Genomic DNA, 16,028 nt, shown 5'->3' on the forward strand with positions numbered 1-16,028 from the left:
CTCCTTTGTATTGACGGCGTTACTGCTGGTGGTTTTGTTGCTGTTTTAACTGAAAAGCTACCGGACGGCGATCGGGTTGACGGGCGATCCCACAGCTCCGGTGATGGGCAGCGGGGCAGCAGTCAGCAGGAAGTCGTACCTGCCGTCTGCGGCGCACGCTTCCGCTAAGCCGTCCGGGTCCCACATCTCGCCCAGGAACAGCCCCAGGTTGGGAATGGCGATCTGGTGCAGGGGCTGGAAGGCGGCGTCGAACTCGTTGGGACGGACCTCGAAGCCCCACGTGTCCGTGGCGATTCCGGCGATTTCGGAGCGGTGCAGCCACGGCGCCGTGGTGAACGACAGGCCGGGGGCGGAACCGCCGGCGTAGTCGCCCCAGCCGTCGCGGCGGACCCGGGTGTACTGCCCGGTGCGGATTGCCACGATGTCGCCCCGGCCCACCTTTGAGCTTGGGCCCTGCAGTGCGATGGTGCGCTCCAGGTGCTCCGGGGTGATGGCGAAACCGTCCGGCAGTTCGCCGTCGTTCCTGCCCAGGTCCGGGCCGAGCGCACGGCCAACGTCCAGCAGGACGCCGCGGGTGACGATCTTGGCCGCAGCGGTTTCGATTCCCGTTACCAGGTCGCCTTCGGACGTCACTACGTCGCCGGCGGCGCGGCCGTTCCAGGCCTTGCCCTGGTCGAAGATGTGGCCCAGGCCGTCCCACTGGGTGGAGCACTGCAGCGGCATGGCGATCACGTCGTCCGCTCCGCCGAAGCCGTGCGGGAAGCCCTGGTTGCCGCGTTCGGCGTCCACCCCGGTGTCCGTCATGGTGTGGACGGGGTTGGTGCGGCGGCGCCAGCCCTTCTGCGGGCCGTTGGTGTCGAACGGCTGGGACAGCGAGAACGCCTCACCGGACTTCACCAGGGCCGCGGCTTCGACGCGCTTGCCGGCGTCGATGAAGTTCAGCGTCCCGAGGACGTCGTCGTCACCCCAGCGGCCCCAGTTGTTGTGGGCCGCGGCCATGGTGCGGATGCTGCCGAGCGGGTCGTCACGCCGGATCACCGGGGAATCGGTGGATTCCCCGGTGGCGGCGGTTGGTGCTGTGTCCTGGGTGGTCACTGGACACCTTCACTTGTGGTTTCGTCCTTGCAGTGGATGAGCTGGGTGCCCAGTCCTGTGATGGTGCCTTCCATGACGTCGCCGTCCTGCAGCAGCCGGCCCCAGTGCTGGCCGTTGCCGGCGGGGCTTCCGGTGAGCACCAGGTCGCCGGGGCGCAGCGGCATGATCTGGGAGGCTTCGCTGACGAGCTTGGCGACGCCGAAGATCATGTCCTGCGTGGACTCGTCCTGCATGGCCTTGCCGTTGAGCTTCAGCGTCACCTGGACGTCCTGCGGGTCGCCGAAGAACTTGGCGGGCACCAGCAGCGGCCCGGTGGGAAGGAAGCCGGGGGCGTTTTTGGCGCGGTACCAGTCCGAGCCGATGGCCGGCATGTCCTTGCGGAAGACGTATTCACGGGTGGTGATGTCGTTGACCATGGTGTAGCCGAAGACGTAGTCCAGGGCTTCCTCGGGGGTGACGCGGAACGCGGTCCTGCCGATGACTGCTGCCAGTTCCAGCTCCCAGTCGTGGGACTTGGAGTAGGCAGGCAGGGTGAGGTCGTCCGTGGCGGAGGCGATCGCCGTCGGGAGCCCTATAAAGAAGTACGGCGTGCCCTGGCCTGCCCGCTTGTCCATCATGGCCGCCGTCTTGGCGCGCACCTCCTCTTCGTCTTCGCCCGGCTCGCGGTGCGCTGCGGCGAGGTCGATCACGTGCTTGCGGTAGTTCGCCCCCGTCTGCAGGACCTGGGCCGGTTCCACCGGGGCGAGGACCTCGACGTCGGCCAGCGCAAGGCCGGCATCCTGGCCGGCGGAGGCGGCGAGGCTGTCCAGCTGGGCTTCGGTGGTGTCCCAGTGCTCGATCAGGGAGTTGACGTCCCCGTCCAGCGGCAGGACCCGGTCGCCCACCAGCAGGCCGGCGCGGGCTTTACTGTCACCGGCTTCCTGGAACCGGATCAGAGCATATGTTGCTTCAGGCATATCTTTCTAGCCCCGTCCCTGCTTGGCGTAGGGGTTGAGCAGGGCTTCCTTCATCTCGGGGGAGGCACCTTCTTCGGTGGCGGTGAAGCCTTCGGCCGGCGGGAAGGATTCGGTCATGGAGTGCGGCATGGCGCCGTTCTTGTAGAAGTTGTTGGAGCCCAGCGACGGCTTCCAGGTGTTGGCGTCCCAGTCCGGGACGTAGTTGCGGTAGCCGCCGGAGTTCAGTTCGACGCGCAGGCCGGACGGGTCGCGGAAGTAGAGGAAGTTCTGCTCGCCCACGCCGTGGATGGAGGGGCCGTATTCCATGGGGGTGCCGTTTTCCATCATGACGTCCGCGGTGCGGAGCAGGTCCTCGGTGGCGTCCACCCAGAAGGCGATGTGGTTGACGCGTCCGGCGCGGCTGGAGGTGTCCAGGACGACGCCCAGGTCGTGGGACTTTTCGTTGGTGGTGAGGACGGAGAAGACGGTGATGGGTGCTTCGTCCAGGTCAACGAAGGCCATGACGCGGAAGCCGAGGGCCTCGTTGTACCACTTGGCGAAGCCGCGGACATCGGAGGATGCCACCGTGACGTGGTCAAGGAAGCGGGGTGCGGCGGCGTGGCTGCTGCGGCGTTCCGGCCGGTCCGGGTAGGTGGACTCGAAACCCGGCTCGGCGACGAACTTCTCCACTTCATAGAAGAGGCGCATGTGGTGGCCGTAGGGCCCGGTGAACTCGTAAGCCTTGCCGAAGCCGTGGCCGCCGGGCGTCCAGGTTCCCTGCACGCCGGTTGCTTCGATGCGCTCGGCTGCGGCTTCCAGGGCCGCCTGGGAGTTGGTGCGCCAGGCCATCCGGCCCAGGGACGCTTCGGGTCCTTCCGTGATGACCAGGCTGTAGCGGTAGTAGTCGCCCCAGCAGCGCAGGTAGACGTTGCCGTCCACGCGGTCGATGATGCGCATGCCGAACTTTTCCTCGTAGAACCGTGCCGAGGCTTCGACGTCCGGGGTGGTGATCTCGAGGTGGGCAAGATGGGAGAGCGGAGTTTCCACGTTGAAGTCCTTCTGGTTACTGGCTGCGGTCGGTTTGGTGCAGGTCCTGTAACTACTGTGAGGGACTTCATATATTTGGAGAAGCGGCAGTTTTCAATAGCAACTATCCATTGCGCTGATACCTCAAAATCAACGCTCTCTCACTTGATGCGCCTTAACGGCCGGCGCTCTCTCACTTTCCTCAGGAAAGTGAGAGAGCGTCGGCCAAAATAATGCGAAAGGTGAGAGCGTTGCGTTATTCCTTGCCGAGCCCGGCCGCGGAGGTCTTCTCAGCCGTTACGCCGTTGAGCGCGGTGAGGTCGAAGATGCCGTTGATGTCGGCCTGCTTGGTGGTTCCGGCGGCGACGCCGTCTGCCAGGAGCTTTTCGTAGGTTCCGGCCAGCGGGTCCACGGTGAACACGATGTTCTTCAGGGAGCGGTCGATCACGTCCGCCTTCAGCTCGGCGCCGGCCGCTTCCTTCAGCGCTGCGTTGATGACGCTGGCCTTTTCAGCGTCGGCAGCCTTGTTCAGCCACTCGACCGACTTCACATGGCCTTTGAGGAGGGCCTTGACGGTGTCCGGGTGTTCGGCGGCGAACTTCTGGTTCACGATCAGGATGGTGGTGGGGAACTCGCCGGGCTTGCCGGACAGCGATCCGTCCCACAGGTCCTTTTCGTCCACCAGGACCTTGGCGCCGGCGGTCAGCACAAGGCGCGAGGCCCAGGGCTCCGGCAGCCACGCGCCGTCGAGCTTTCCGTCCTGGAACAGTTTCAGGGTCTGGGCGTTTTCCGTGGGGTTGATGGCTACGTCACCGCTGCCGTCCACATTGGTCTTGTAGCCCTGGGATGCCAGCCACGCGCGGAGCGCAACGTCCTGGGTGCCGCCCAGCTGGGGGGAGGCGAGGGTCTTGCCCGCCAGGTCTGCGGGCGAGTTGATCTCGGGCTTGACCACAAGCTGGGCGCCACCAGCCGCGGCACCGGCAATGATGTGCACCGATTCGCCGGCGCTCTTGACGTAGGAGTTGATGGCCGGGTTCGGGCCGATGTAGGTGGCGTCGATGGCACCGGCATTCAGTGCCTCGATGGCGGCCGGGCCGGCGTTGAACACCTGCGTGCTGAGCTTCGTGTCGCCAAGTTCCTCTGCAATGTAGCCCTGGCTGACGCCCACCAGGGCCGGGGCGTGGGTGACGTTGCCGAAGTAGCCCAGCTTCAGCTCGGCGGCGGGGTTGCCGGCCGATGCGCTCTGCTCCGCTGCCGCGGTGCTGTTGTTGCTGTTCACCGCGGAGGCGACGGCGGCACCGCCGCCGATGAGGGCCAGGATGCCGGCGGCGATGCCGATCTTCAGGCCGAGGGGACGCTTGGGTGCCGACTGGCCGGCAACAGTGCGGGTGGAGCTTTCCTGGTTCTGCGGACTCTTGTCCTGGGGAGTAGTCATCGGGAAATTCCTTTGCTGGGGCGGATGCTGAGTTGAGATTACGGAGCGGCCGGCAGCGCCACAATCATTCGTGTAGCAGGGGTTCACGGGGCGACGCGAACGCTCAACGCGGCGTAGCGGCGCGTCAAGAAACGTCGCGGAGCGTCTTTTTTCGGTCTGTTGGCTGATGGGTGGGCGTCGCCTCGAGGTTGAGATGCCGCTGATGCCGTTCCGGCCCTGCTGCGGGATGCGCCGCCACGGTATTGCCCATAGTCTGGCCAAGTGGATACCAGCACCGTGAACTCCGGCGAACAGGTTGACAGGCAGTCCCGCATTCTCGAAGCGGCACTGGCCCTGCTGTCGCGCCACGGCATCTCAGGCGTCAATATGCGCGCGGTGGCCCGGGAAGCGGGCGTCGCCCTCGGGCTGGTGAACTACTACTACGAAGACAAGTCGAGCCTGATCCGCGCGGCCCTGCACCGGATCGACCAGCATGACCTGATGCTGGTCACACCCGACCCGGACTCGCCGCCGGACGAGCAGCTGAAGAAGGCCCTCCAGCGTGTCGCGGGCCCGGAGTTGCTGACCACACAATATCTGTCCCTGCGGCTCCATTTATGGGCGCTGGCACAGGCCCATGAAGACTTCGCAGCCATCAACGCGGCAGCGTTTGAGCGCTACCTCCAGGGGCTCGCGACGTTGATCGGCAATGCCAGGCCCGGGCTTTCCAATGACGAATGCAGGGAGCGGGCCGCAGACATCGTCGTGGTGCAAAACGGGATGTGGCTCACCGCGCTCCTTGGCGTTGACAAGGATTCCATCCGCCGGAGCATCGCCCGGACCGAAGAAATCGCCTTCGCCGCTTAGCGGCCCGCTTTACCCCCTTTCGCGGATCGAAGCCGTCCGCACTTCCATCGCTGCGCCCTGCCGCTGCGGTTCCGCGTTCATGACAGCCGCCCGTCATATTCGATGTCCAGGCGCGGCCTTTCGCCTTCATTTCACCCCGCGATGTTTCATCGGCGTTAAATCTTGAACGTTTGTCCAGTCGGACTATTGAACACTTGTTCAATGTGGATTACTGTGCATGAGTATGACGTACACCACAGCTCATGGATTTCCGGCACCGCGTTGATTCAGCGCTGATTCATCAGCGGTCCGCATCCACCACTTCAGGGATTTCCAACGCTTTTCCGGGGCATCGCCGTGTATTGCCGGCTTCCGGAAGAAGGACCACCAGCCCTCAGCGGCTGGCCTGCACCAGGTAGAAAGAGAGTTTCCAGCATGACAAAAACCCACTACGACTATGTCATCGTCGGCGGCGGAAGCGCGGGTTCCGTGCTCGCCAACCGCTTGAGCGAAGGGGGCAACAGCAGCGTCCTGGTTCTTGAGGCCGGACGCAGCGACTACCCCTGGGACCTGTTCATCCAGATGCCTGCCGCGCTGACCTTTCCCAGCGGCAACCCGCTGTATGACTGGCGCTACGAATCCGACCCGGAACCCTTCATGGGCGGCCGCCGCGTAGCACACGCCCGCGGCAAGGTCCTGGGCGGCTCCAGCTCCATCAACGGCATGATCTTCCAGCGTGGCAATCCCCTCGACTACGAGCGCTGGGGCGCCGACGCCGGCATGGATACCTGGGATTTCGCGCACTGCCTGCCCTACTTCAACAAAATGGAAAACGCCCTGGCAGCGGACCCGGATGACGAACTGCGCGGCCACGACGGCCCGCTGGTCCTGGAACGCGGACCGGCCACCAACCCGCTCTTCCAGGCGTTCTTCAAAGCCGCCCAGGAAGCCGGCTACCCCCTGACCGACGACGTCAACGGCTACCGCCAGGAAGGCTTTGCGGCCTTCGACCGCAACGTCCACAAGGGCCAGCGCCTCTCCGCCTCCCGGGCCCACATCCGCCCCAATACACGCCGCCCGAACCTCACCGTCCTGACCCGGGCGATGGTCACCAAAGTCAACTTCAAGGGCACGGTGGCCACCGGCGTCACCTACCGCCGCAACGGCCAGACCCACGTGGTCAACGCCGGCGAGGTCATCCTGTCCGGCGGCGCCATCAACACCCCGCAGCTGCTGCAGCTCTCCGGCGTGGGCGAAGCGGGGCACCTGAACTCCCTGGGCATCAACCCCGTGGTCAACCTTCCCGGCGTCGGCGAGAACCTGCAGGACCACCTGGAGGTCTACATCCAGCACGCCTGCACCCAGCCGGTGTCCATGCAGCCGGCCCTGGACGTCTGGCGCATGCCGTGGATCGGCATGCAGTGGCTCTTCGGCCGCAAGGGCCCGGCCGCTACTAACCACTTCGAAGGCGGCGGCTTCGTCCGCTCCAACGAGGACGTCGCGTACCCGAACCTGATGTTCCACTTCCTCCCGGTTGCCGTCCGCTACGACGGCCAGAAGGCGGATGCCAAGCACGGCTACCAGGTGCACATCGGGCCTATGTACTCCGACGCCCGTGGCACCCTCAAGATCAAGTCCACCGATCCCACGGTGCATCCATCCATGGTGTTCAACTACCTGTCCACGGACCAGGACCGCCGTGAATGGGTCGAGGCCGTCCACGTGGCCCGCGACATCCTGGGCCAGTCCGCCATGGGGCCCTTCAACGGCGGTGAGCTCTCACCCGGCCGGGCCGTGCAGACCGACGCCGAGATCCTGGACTGGGTGGCCCGCGACGCGGAAACCGCCCTGCACCCCTCCTGCACGGCCAAGATGGGGCCGGAGTCCGATCCGATGGCAGTGGTGAACCCGCTCGACATGTCCGTCCACGGAACACAGGGCCTCCGGGTTGTGGACGCCTCGGCCATGCCGTACGTGACCAACGGCAACATCTACGCCCCCGTCATGATGCTCGCCGAGAAGGCAGCCGACCTGATCGCCGGGAAGGCCCCGCTGGCGCCGCAGCATGCCGAGTTCTACCGGCACGGCATCAGCCCGCTGGAGCGTAACGGCACCGGCGCTGCGGCTGCCCCTGCGGCTAAGGCATAGGCATGATTGATGGACTCGAAAAGGAGAAACGATGACCGCCACCGCTGAGCAGGTACGCGACGCAGGACAAGCGCAGGACGCCATCAAGGGCTTGTACATTGACGGTGCCTGGCACCAGGCGTCCGACGGCGGGACAACCGTTGTTCGCTGCCCGGCGGACGGGCAGGAAGTGGCGGTAGTCGCCTCGTCCACCGTAGAGGACGCGGAGCGGGCAATCGCCAGTGCCCGGGCCGCGTTCGACGGCGGTGCGTGGCGCCGGCTGACCGACATCGAACGCGGCGAGGTCCTGCTTCGCGTCGCCGCGCTGCTCGAGCGGGACAAGGCGGCGTACGCCCGGGCCGAAGCACTGGACACAGGCAAGCGCCTCGTCGAGGCCGAATACGACATTGACGACATCGCCTCCTGCTTCCGCTACTACGGCAAGATAGCGGGCCTCGATGCCGGCCGGGTCATCGATACGGGGCGGCCGAACGCCATCAGCCGCGTGGTCTATGAACCGCTCGGCGTCTGTGCCCTCATCGCGCCCTGGAACTACCCGCTCCTGCAGGCGGCCTGGAAAGTGGCGCCGGCACTCGTTGCGGGAAATTCCTTCGTCCTCAAGCCCAGCGAGCTCACCCCGTCCACGTCCATCCTGCTCATGGAGACCCTGGCAGAGGCCGGTGTTCCGGCCGGTGTCGCGAACCTGGTCACGGGATCCGGGTCGCGGGTGGGCCCGCTCCTCAGCTCCGATCCGCGCGTGGACCTCGTCTCCCTGACGGGGAGCCTGGCCACGGGCCAGACCATCATGGCGGCGGCCGCGGAGACCGTGAAGCGGGTCGCCTTCGAGCTCGGCGGGAAGAACCCCAATGTCGTCTTCGCTGACGCCGACTGGGACGCCGCCGTCGACAATGCCCTGACCGCCGTGTTCCTGCACTCCGGGCAGGTCTGCTCGGCAGGGGCGCGCCTCGTGGTCGAGGAGACCATTGCGGAGCGCTTCGTGGCCGAGGTGGTGGAACGCGCCCAGAAGATCCGGATGGGCGGGCCTTTTGACCCCACCGCGGAAACGGGTCCGCTGATTTCGGCCAGGCACCGCGACCAGGTCCACGCTTACGTCCAGGCCGGCATCGCGGAAGGCGCGGAGCTTTTGTGCGGCGGCTACATTCCCGACGACGGGCCCCTTGCGGACGGGTTCTTCTACCCGCCCACGGTGCTTGGCAACTGCCGCTCCGGCATGAGTGTGCTGCGGGAAGAGTCATTCGGCCCGGTGCTGACCATCGAGACGTTCCGGACCGAGGAGGAGGCCGTTGCCATCGCCAACGACACCGAGTACGGCCTGGCGGGTGCGGTGTGGACGTCCGACGCCTCGAAAGCACAGCGCGTTGCGGGCGCCCTGCGGCACGGAACAGTATGGATCAATGATTACCACCCGTACGTCCCGCAGGCGGAGTGGGGCGGTTTTGGGAAGTCCGGCATCGGCCGTGAACTTGGCAGCGCCGGCCTCAACGAATACCGCGAGGCAAAACATATCTGGCAGAACATCCAGCCCGCGCCCAGCGGCTGGTTTGGCTCACCTGCCGATGACGCCGGGGTGGGGGCCGCCGGCTAGCACCAGCATTTGGGGGACTTGGCCGGGCGCCGCAGGCGCGGCGCCCGGCCGCCGATATAACCCGTGTCCAATGGCGGCCATGGGTCATCACCATCGTGCTTTTCCACATAGGAGTTCAGATGTTCGAACCCAGCAAGAGTACTGATTCAAGCGGCATGGACGAGTTCGGCTATGCCCAGACCCTGGACCGCAGCATCGGCAAATTCGCCAGCTTCGCGGCCGGAGTCAGCTACATTTCCATCCTCACCGGCGTGTTCCAGCTGTTCTACTTTGGTTTTTCCATGGCCGGTCCCGCCTACGCGTGGTCCTGGCCCCTCGTCTTCGCCGGCCAGCTCATGGTGGCGCTCTGCTTCGCCGAGCTCGCCGGACGGTATCCGGTGGCCGGCTCGGTCTACAACTGGGCCAAGCGGCTCTCGTCAGGGACGTTCGCCTGGCTGGCGGGCTGGCTGCTGCTCATCTCCTCGATCGTGGCGCTCGGAGCCGTGGCCCTTGCACTGCAGCTCACCCTGCCCCAGATCTGGTCCGGTTTCCAGATCATCGGCGACGGCACCGGCACCTACGATTTCGCCCTCAACGGCGTGCTGCTCGCCAGCATCATGATCTCCATCTCCACACTCATCAACGCCTTCGGGGTGAAGCTGATGACCAAGATCAACAGCATCGGCGTCTTCGTGGAGCTCGCCGCCGCCGTGCTCCTCATCCTGGCCCTTGGCTGGCATGTGGTGCGGGGGCCGGAAGTCCTTTTCAGCACCGAAGGCTACGGCATGGACCACGACCTTGGCTTCTTCGGGGTGTTCCTCATCGGCGCCATGGCCTCCGGTTACGTGATGTATGGCTTTGACACGGCCAGCTCCCTCGGCGAGGAGACGAAGGACCCGAAAAAGACCGCCCCCAAGGCCATCCTCCGTGCCATCACGGCGTCCTTCATCCTCGGCGGCCTGATTCTCCTTGGCGGACTCCTGGCCGCGCCCGACCTCAGCGACCCGAAGCTGGGCGCTGCCGACGGCGGCCTGCAGTACATCGTGCTCTCCGTCCTGGGAGGCCCCTTCGGCAAGGCGTTCCTGGTGTGCATCGTGGTGGCCGTGATCGTCTGCACCCTCGCCGTTCACGCCGCCGCCATCCGCATGATGTTCGCCATGGCCAGGGACAACAACCTGCCCTTCAGCCGCCAGCTCAGCAAGGTGCACCCGGAGCGGAAGACGCCCACGGTGGCGGCGATCGTCATCGGACTCATCGCCATCATTCCGCTGATCGTCAACGTCTCCCAGCCCGCCATCTTCACCATCCTTTCCAGCATCAGCATCGTCCTGATCTACCTGTCCTACCTGCTGGTCACCGTTCCGCTGCTCCGCAAGCGGTTCCAGAAAAAGTGGCCGCTCGCGGATGACGGCACCGAGCCGGGCTTCAGCCTGGGCAAGTGGGGGCTGCCCGTGAACATCCTCGCGGTCCTGTGGGGCGGCGCCATGACGCTGAACCTCATCTGGCCCCGCCCGGAGATCTACAACTCGGTGCCCCCGTTTGAGTGGTACCTGCAGTGGGGCGGAGTGATCTTCGTTGCCACCGTTGCCGGCGGCGGGGCCCTGCTGTACCGCCTGAAAATCAGGCACCAGACGGGTGTCCTGGCCGAACACGCCGCAACCGCACACCCGGCTGCGGATGTCAGCGGGCCGGATGCTCCAGCTGCGCCCCAGCTGGTGTCAGCACCCGTTTCCAACCCGTAGCCCTTATCAACCCGTAGCCTTACCCACCCTTGGCATCGTCCAACCCCGAACGCGCTGCCAGTCCTGACGGGCGTCCCTTTGCTAAACCTGCGAAGGGATGCCCGTCAGTGTTGGTTTTGGCCGGTTCCGGGGAAACCGCCCCGCTGCTGGCCGTCCCGAGGGACTTCCCAAGGTAATCCACCTACCATGGCCCCATGAAGGTTGCCCGAGAGGCCCGCTCTGCTGCCGTGGTGATCAACGCCGGATCACGCCGGGGGGCGGCTGCCAGGGAGCTGGCGGTGCATGCCCTGCAAAAAGCGGGCGTGCCGGTCTCCGCCGTGCACCACGTTCACTCGGGGGCCGAACTGGCCGGGACACTCGACCGGGTGGTTGTTGACGGTCATGACCTGGTGGTGGTGGGCGGCGGTGACGGGACGGTTTCCTACGCCGCCGGCAGGGTTGCCGGCACCGGCGTCGTGCTTGGTGTTCTTCCGCTGGGCACCGCCAACGACCTCGCACGCACGCTGGAGATCCCGAACAATTTGGCGGAGGCATGTGCTGCGGTGGCAGGCGGGAAGGTGGTGGACATCGACCTCGGCAGGGCAAATGGGCAGCCCTTCCTCAATGTCGCTTCCGCCGGCCTGTCCGTGCGGGTTACCGAGGCTCTCACCCCTGGCCTGAAGCGGCGTCTCGGGCCGCTGGCGTACGGCATTGCCACCCTGCGTTCGTATACCCGGCACCAACCGTTCTCCGCCCGTCTTGAGTTCCCGGAGGGGGACCACGAGCCGATGCAGCTCGAGGGCCTGCTCCAGGTGGCCGTGGGCAACGGCAGGCACTACGGCGGCGGCAACACGGTCTCGCCGACGGCGGGAATCGACGACCACATCCTTGACATCTATGCAATCCTGGCAGCGCCGTTCCGTGAGCACGTCAAGATTGCACGGCTGCTCAGGAACGGAAGCTTTATCGAACATGACCGGGTGTACCACCTGACCACGCGGCGGGTCCGCCTGGTCACCGAGCCGCCCATGCCCGTGAACCTCGACGGCGAAATCGCGGCCGCCACGCCCACGGACTTCACCATCCAGCGGAACGCCGTCCACGTCATCGTGCCGCAGGCCAGCAACAGCGCAATGTTCGACGGGCCGCACACGCCGGGGGCCCCGTCCGCCTGAGGAATCAGCACTGGTGGGCGCGTGCACACGATGCAAGGATGGCACGACCAGGCGCAGGGCCCGAGGAGGTTCGACGATGACCGATACAACGCCAGCCCAGCCCGCAACCGGTTACGCGCCGGTCAACGGGCTCCGGATGTATTACGAGCTGCATGGCGACGGCGGCACCCCGCTGCTGCTCCTGCACGGCGGGCTGTTCGACATTGAGCAGCAGTTCGGCGCACTGATCCCGGCCCTGTCGGCCGGGCGCCTGGTGATCGCCGCCGACTTCCAGGGGCACGGGCACACCAACGACATCGACCGGCCACTGGCCACGCACCACCTGGCCTCCGATGTCATCGGGCTTCTCGAGCACCTCGCCGTCGGCAAGGTCGATGTCTTCGGATTCAGCGTCGGAGGTGCGGTGGCGCTGCACCTCGCGATCAAGCACCCGGAACTTGTGCGCAAGCTCATCGCGTCGTCGGTATCGTTCCGGCCGGAGGGCGACCGCGGCGGCAACTCCGAAGCTGTGGCGGAGATGACGGTGGACATGATCGCGGGAACTCCGATGGAGGAACGCTACCTTGCGGTGTCTCCGCATCCGGACCGCGAGCACCTGCAGGGCCTGCTGGACAAGCTGGCACACTACGGCGAGGGCGAGGCTGGCTGGAGCGACGACGACATCCGCGGAATCCAGGCGCCGACGCTCTTCACGGTGGGCGACTGCGACATGGTCAAGCTCGAGCACGCGGTGAAATTCCTCCAACTGCGCGGGGGAGACGTGAACGGCGACTTCGAGGGTGTGCCCGCGTCGCAGCTCGCGGTGTTCCCCGGCACCACGCACTTCTTCGGGCTCGCCCGGACCGACCTGGTGCGTGAGGTGGTGACCACGTTCCTCGATGCGCCGCCGCCATCCGGCTGGGCCGACCGGTGAAGGAGCCACTGCAGTTCCTCCACTGGCTGCCCAAGCCGCGGATCAGGCGGCTTTGACCAGGGGGAGCTCGTCCCAGTGGGTGGTGTACCGCGGTGACTGCATGTCGCGCTTCATGGTCCAGTCCAACCCCGTCTTGATGCCGGCCTGCCCCAGCCCGATGGAGCCGCGGCCAAAGCGCCGGCTCACGTCTTCGAGGAGCGGGCCGATGGCCCGTTCTTCATGCCGGTTCTCAAACGGTTCCAGCGGCGACTGGTTGCCGGTGGGCCGCAGGTCGGTGAGCATGATCCCCGCTTTGGCGTACTGCAGGCCGTCGCGGATGCTGGGCAGCAGCGCCTGCGCGGCCCGGGTCAGCAGGAGCGGATCCGCCGTCGGCATCGGGAGGGAAACGCAGACGGACGGATAGGCCTGCTCCTGCTGGCGGAAAGGAGATGTGGCGGCGAACGCTGTGAGGACCTTTGCCTGCAGCCCGTGTTTCGAGAGCCTGGCGCTGGCCTGCTGGCCGTAGATGCCCAGCACCTGCCGCAGTCCCGCTGCGGTGGTGACCGGCTTGGCGAAGGATCGGGAGAAGATCAGCTGGTCCCGGCCGATGCGTTCTTCCTCCATGGGAATGCAGGGGGTCCCCCGCAGCTCCAGGACCGTCCGCATCAGGACCACGGAGAACTTGTCCCGGATCACCACGGGATCGGCGCGGACCAGGTCCAGGACCGTGAAGATGCCCATCACGTTCAGGCGCCGGGTCAGCCTGCCGGCGATGCCCCAGATCTCCTCCACGGACAGCCGCCCCATCAGGGACTCCCGCTGCGGCCATGGGACACTGTCCCAGTGGCATACCCCGCCAAAGGCCGCGTTGTTCTTGGCCCACTTGTTGCACAGCTTGGCCAGCGTCTTGGTGGGGGCAATCCCCACACACACCGGCACGCCGACGTGGCGGCGGACGGCGTCCTTGATGTTCCGGCCAAGGGCCAGCAGCTGCTCCGGGTTGCCTTTGACGCCCAGGAAGGCCTCGTCAATGCTGTAGACCTCCATCCACGCGGAGTGCCTGCCGAGCAGCTCCATGACACGGGCGCTGATATCCCCATAGAGTTCGTAATTGCTCGATTTGGCCACCAGGCCCCACTCCTTGGCCCGCGGCGCGAGCTTGAACCAGGGCTCGCCGGTCGCGATGCCGAGCGCCTTCGCCTCGGGGGACCGCGTCACCGCGCATCCGTCATTGTTGGACAGCACCACCAGCGGCCGGCCCTCCAGGGAGGGATCGAACGCCCGCTCGGCCGAGGCGTAGAAGCAGTTCACGTCAACATGGGCGATCTGCGGCATCCGGCGCATCAGGACGGGCTTAGTCATTGCCTTTCTCCGGCATGCCGAACGCGCGCATACCCTTCACACATGATGGAGGCACCTCGTGGCCACGCCCCAGATGGTGAGCTCGGACAGGGCAGGGACCTTGATGTCCGGGTACTTCGGATTCTCCGCTTGGAGCACCACGCCGGTTGGGGTGATGCGCAGGCGCTTGACGGTCAACTCGCCGTCCAGCACCGCAATCACCACGGAACCGTCCCTGGGCTCAAGGGCCCGGTTGACGATCAGCTCGTCACCGTGGCTGATCCCGGCGCCCTCCATGGAGTCCCCGGTCACCCGCACCACGAACGTGCTGGTGATGTCCTTGATCAGGTGCGCGTTCAGGTCGATCCGGCCGTCGAAGTAGTCCTGCGCGGGCGACGGAAAGCCCGCCGCCACTGCGACCGGAGAGATCAGCACCGAGAACAACGAGGCGCCCGCATCTATCACGCGGGGACCGACAATAACGCCCACAACACACCCTTATTCGAAAATATGTTCGATTCATTCAGTGTAGCGCCGGCCGCCGACAATCGACCCCCCTCCCGGCAAAAGGGAACCCCTCCCCGCATCCCACGTAGACTGGCAGGATGCGGTTGGTAGCGAGCGACATTGACGGAACGATCCTCGGACACGACGGAAAAATCAGCGACCGCACCGTCCGCGCCTTCCACGCCTGCCGGGACGCCGGCGTCGAACTCGTTTTTGTGACCGGCCGCCCGCCGCGCTGGCTGCACCCGCTGCAGGACCAGCTGGGGCACACCGGACGCGTGATCTGCTCCAACGGCGCCGTGGTCTGGGACCTCGAAGCCGACCGGCTGGTCTCCGCCCGCACCCTCGCCCTCGACGCCGTCCTGGAACTGCGCCGCATCATCAAGCAGCTGCGCCCTGCCGCCCTGTTCGCGGCAGAAACGTTGACCGGGTTCCACCTCGAGCCCGGCTTCATCGAGAACGAATCCAGTGAGCTGCTGTCCGAGTTCACCCCCGCGCCGCTCGCCGACACGCTTGCTGCCGATGATTCCGTAGTGAAGTTCCTCGCCATCGTGCGCGAAGGCACGCCGGACGATTTCCTCGCGGAGGTGCGCCCCGCCGTCGCGCATCTTGCCGCCGCCACCCACTCCTCCCCGGGCGTCCCGATGCTCGAACTGTCCTTGCCCGGCGTCAACAAGGCCGTCACGCTGGCCGAGTACGCCCGGGCACTGGGCATCGACGCCTCCGAGGTGGTGGCGTTCGGCGACATGCCGAACGACATCGAAATGCTCCGCTGGGCCGGCCACGGCTATGCCATGGCCAGCGGACACCCGGAGGCCATCGAGGCCGCCGGGCAGCGCGCGCCGCATTTTGACGACGACGGCGTGGCCCAGGTCCTGGAGGCACGGCTCGCTTCGCTCGGCGCACGGCAGGCCTGATTCCCGCCGTCGTATTCTCAGCTGCCGCTCACCTGGCGTTCATCTTGGCTCCGTAGCGTGAAGCCCGGAGAGCAGACTCCTCTCCTGCTGGACTAAGGGGTAAAGATGGCAAAGAACGTCAAGCACGAAACCGCCGAAGCACCGCTGCGCAGGGCAACGCCCGCTCCGCACTGGAAAAAGCTCCGGCAGGGTGACCGCGTCCGCGTCCTGCTCTCGCCGGGATTCGAGACCGGCGGCCTGGTGGACGCCATCACCCCTGACAACACCGTGGTGTGGATCAATCTCGACGGCGGCCGCGGGCGCACGCTGCTGCACTGCGGCGACGGCATCGAAATCCTGCCCCACGAGGACTAATACGAAAGTAGGGTGGGTTAGGCTGCGGTGGCTGGTGTGATGGTGACGTCGAAGCCGAGGCTGTTGAGTTTTTTGATGGCGTTGTTTTTGGCT

General features: G+C 66.0%; 14 protein-coding genes. 8 read left to right on the top strand and 6 right to left on the bottom strand.

The window, feature by feature from the left end:
- Positions 1-57: 57 nt before the first annotated feature.
- The 4 genes from AC5RWA_RS09435 to AC5RWA_RS09450 all read right to left on the bottom strand — a co-directional run bounded on the left by AC5RWA_RS09435 (position 58) and on the right by AC5RWA_RS09450 (position 4,491).
- Positions 58-1,095, bottom strand: coding sequence for a cyclase family protein (locus AC5RWA_RS09435; RefSeq protein WP_494057396.1), 1,038 nt, complete (start codon positions 1,093-1,095; stop codon positions 58-60).
- Entirely contained in the window at positions 1,092-2,051 is a 960-nt protein-coding gene (locus tag AC5RWA_RS09440; protein ID WP_494057397.1) for a fumarylacetoacetate hydrolase family protein, read from the bottom strand. Before AC5RWA_RS09440 ends, AC5RWA_RS09435 begins: the two co-directional genes overlap by 4 nt.
- 6 nt (positions 2,052-2,057) lie before the next feature.
- Positions 2,058-3,077, bottom strand: a complete 1,020-nt coding sequence (locus tag AC5RWA_RS09445) for a VOC family protein (protein ID WP_079596946.1) — start codon at positions 3,075-3,077, stop codon at positions 2,058-2,060.
- A 235-nt stretch (positions 3,078-3,312) separates the two neighbouring features.
- Positions 3,313-4,491 carry an ABC transporter substrate-binding protein gene (locus tag AC5RWA_RS09450; RefSeq protein ID WP_494057398.1) on the bottom strand — a complete coding sequence of 393 codons (1,179 nt, stop codon included), beginning with the start codon at positions 4,489-4,491 and terminating at the stop codon, positions 3,313-3,315.
- A gap of 261 nt (positions 4,492-4,752) precedes the next feature.
- Between AC5RWA_RS09450 and AC5RWA_RS09455 the strand changes: the two genes are divergently transcribed.
- The 6 genes from AC5RWA_RS09455 to AC5RWA_RS09480 all read left to right on the top strand — a co-directional run bounded on the left by AC5RWA_RS09455 (position 4,753) and on the right by AC5RWA_RS09480 (position 12,837).
- Complete coding sequence (locus AC5RWA_RS09455; RefSeq protein ID WP_079596944.1) at positions 4,753-5,337, top strand: TetR/AcrR family transcriptional regulator; 585 nt, start codon at positions 4,753-4,755, stop codon at positions 5,335-5,337.
- Between the two features lie 414 nt (positions 5,338-5,751).
- Entirely contained in the window at positions 5,752-7,464 is a 1,713-nt protein-coding gene (gene betA, locus AC5RWA_RS09460) for a choline dehydrogenase (RefSeq protein ID WP_494057399.1), read from the top strand.
- A 31-nt stretch (positions 7,465-7,495) separates the two neighbouring features.
- Complete coding sequence (locus AC5RWA_RS09465; RefSeq protein WP_494057400.1) at positions 7,496-9,049, top strand: aldehyde dehydrogenase family protein; 1,554 nt, start codon at positions 7,496-7,498, stop codon at positions 9,047-9,049.
- Positions 9,050-9,168: 119 nt separating this feature from the next.
- Positions 9,169-10,770: an APC family permease gene (locus tag AC5RWA_RS09470; protein WP_494057401.1), complete on the top strand. Its 1,602-nt coding sequence runs from the start codon at positions 9,169-9,171 to the stop codon at positions 10,768-10,770.
- A 194-nt stretch (positions 10,771-10,964) separates the two neighbouring features.
- A complete protein-coding gene (locus AC5RWA_RS09475; RefSeq protein WP_494057402.1) occupies positions 10,965-11,924 on the top strand; it encodes a lipid kinase in 960 nt (319 codons plus the stop codon).
- 76 nt (positions 11,925-12,000) lie between these two features.
- A complete protein-coding gene (locus AC5RWA_RS09480; RefSeq protein WP_494057403.1) occupies positions 12,001-12,837 on the top strand; it encodes an alpha/beta fold hydrolase in 837 nt (278 codons plus the stop codon).
- 42 nt (positions 12,838-12,879) lie between these two features.
- Here the strand turns inward: AC5RWA_RS09480 and AC5RWA_RS09485 are convergent, their stop codons facing one another.
- Both AC5RWA_RS09485 and AC5RWA_RS09490 read right to left on the bottom strand, forming a co-directional pair.
- Positions 12,880-14,178 (bottom strand): Y-family DNA polymerase, encoded by a 1,299-nt coding sequence (locus tag AC5RWA_RS09485; protein WP_494057404.1) that lies wholly within the window; start codon positions 14,176-14,178, stop codon positions 12,880-12,882.
- A gap of 36 nt (positions 14,179-14,214) precedes the next feature.
- On the bottom strand, positions 14,215-14,646 hold the full coding sequence (locus AC5RWA_RS09490; RefSeq protein ID WP_494057405.1) for a LexA family protein: 432 nt from the start codon (positions 14,644-14,646) through the stop codon (positions 14,215-14,217).
- Positions 14,647-14,762: 116 nt separating this feature from the next.
- Between AC5RWA_RS09490 and AC5RWA_RS09495 the strand changes: the two genes are divergently transcribed.
- Both AC5RWA_RS09495 and AC5RWA_RS09500 read left to right on the top strand, forming a co-directional pair.
- Positions 14,763-15,581: a Cof-type HAD-IIB family hydrolase gene (locus AC5RWA_RS09495; protein ID WP_079596937.1), complete on the top strand. Its 819-nt coding sequence runs from the start codon at positions 14,763-14,765 to the stop codon at positions 15,579-15,581.
- A 105-nt stretch (positions 15,582-15,686) separates the two neighbouring features.
- A complete protein-coding gene (locus tag AC5RWA_RS09500; protein ID WP_079596936.1) occupies positions 15,687-15,935 on the top strand; it encodes a hypothetical protein in 249 nt (82 codons plus the stop codon).
- The last annotated feature ends 93 nt before the right edge of the window (positions 15,936-16,028 follow it).

The sequence above is a fragment of the Arthrobacter sp. 210 2 genome (assembly GCF_059093025.1).